Origin of the sequence: Phocaeicola sp. HCN-40430, assembly GCF_037890285.1 — a bacterium.
GTDB classification, from domain to species: domain Bacteria; phylum Bacteroidota; class Bacteroidia; order Bacteroidales; family Bacteroidaceae; genus Phocaeicola; species Phocaeicola acetigenes.
Window position 1 is genome coordinate 1 of record NZ_JBBKBS010000055.1, and the last position, 1181, is coordinate 1181.

The 1181-nt window shown below is 23.4% G+C and carries 1 protein-coding gene; it reads left to right on the top strand.

Annotation, left to right across the window (positions count from 1 at the left end):
* Positions 1-1166, top strand: a 1166-nt coding sequence (locus tag WKU26_RS12540) for an EpsG family protein (RefSeq protein ID WP_340322294.1), incomplete at its 5' end; no start/stop codon positions are given.
* Positions 1167-1181: the final 15 nt, after the last annotated feature.

The following is a 1181-nucleotide window of genomic DNA, read 5'->3' on the forward strand; positions in this document are numbered from 1 at the left end:
AATTAATATTTATTAATATTACTATAATGAGTTGCTGGCTACTATATATATTTATTTTACCTTTACTCTGTTTCCTTTTTAGAAAATCTAAATACAAATTCATACCATTTGCCATTATTACACTCCTTGGTATGTTCAGATACGATTTAGTTTCTGATTATTCTATGTATTTAGAAGCCTTCTTAGATATTAGAGATTTTGGATATAAAAGTATTCCATTTATTATACAACATTTTGAAATAGGATATATCGGACTAAATATTTTATTTAGTTATATTCCTAATGGTTGGATTATATTATTTGCCTTATGTGCTCTATTTATCTATTCATCTATTTATAAAGAACTTAAAAGAGAAAATATCATCATATTCGGAACTTTCATCTTTATTATATTAGGATACATCAATAGGTTTGATAATATTATAAGACAAGCATTGGCAATGTCATTATTTATTTATTCAATACATAAATATATCGAAAAAGGAAAGTTTTTTCAATTTATTTTTATAATTATAATTGCTTCTTTATTCCATAAATCTGCATTATTTACAATAGCCTTCTATCCTTTAATAAGGCATATACATAAAATTAATATACCTGTTAATAAAGGTTTTATTTTATTACTATTAATCTCTTTATTAACAATAACAGGAATCATTAATCATATATTTATATTTTTATCTGATCTTATAAATTATAGAGATCAAAATATAGAACATGAAACAATTGTACAAAACAACACAGGACTAGGAGTTCTTTTATACATGCTTATTTTATATATACCATACTATGGATACATGAAATATCCTTATAAGAAAGAAAAGACACATGAACAAATTTTTAAGATGTATTATGTATATGTCTTATTAGTCATTGCATCATACAATGTTGAACTAATTAGAAGAGTGGTTGAATACATTGTAATTTATGCAATAATAGCTATATCAATATATTATACCCAATATAGACGTTCATCTTCAGTTCTATCAAATATTTGCATCCTTTATCTTTATATATCATTTAGTATTAAAACTATTAACTATTATGGAGAAAGTAATTACCAAACAGTATTATCCTCAACTGCTAAAGAATTAAAAGTATACTTACGGGGTAATAGCAATATAAACCAAGAACAAGACAGAAATTATACGTATAAACTTAGATAAAACAATAAATAAACC